1 protein-coding gene is annotated in these 432 nt (G+C 47.2%); it reads right to left on the bottom strand.

The window, feature by feature from the left end; genetic code table 11:
• Window positions 1-186: 186 nt before the first annotated feature.
• Window positions 187-432, bottom strand: a 246-nt coding sequence (locus KP705_RS17945; RefSeq protein WP_215765272.1) for a hypothetical protein, incomplete at its 5' end; no start/stop codon positions are given.

Here is a 432-nt window from a genome sequence, read left to right as displayed (position 1 = left end):
ATGGCCTACGGCCACACTACGTGGCTCCCGCTCTGCGCTCGCTCTGTGATGCAGGACACAGCAAATCTGAGCTAATTATCTGCTCATGAAGCGAAGCAGTTTGAGCTATCTTTTTAATACTGATTTAGCCTTTAGCATGGAGGTCGAAACCCCAATGCTAGACCCCGGACCTTCGGGGTCGTCGCTCTAGGCAATAGAGCGATCAGAACCCTTTTGAGGCTTCGCCTTAGGTTCCCACGTCGCCTGGAATGACTCAAGCCACTCCTTCGCAATCCTATCGCAATCACGCATTAAATCATCCAACGTGTAGACAGTCTTAATGAACGGAACAGGATTAATTCCATGCGAATCCAAAGAATCAAAAACTAAACCAAGATAAGTTTCAAGCTGTTCATTCTTCTTCTGTAAATCTCTGAACGGCTTGCCCTTATC

Origin of the sequence: Gluconobacter sp. P1D12_c, assembly GCF_018812105.1 — a bacterium.
GTDB lineage: Bacteria > Pseudomonadota > Alphaproteobacteria > Acetobacterales > Acetobacteraceae > Gluconobacter > Gluconobacter oxydans_A.
Note: the sequence above shows the minus strand (reverse complement) of the source record. Positions and strands in the feature narration are given on the sequence as shown.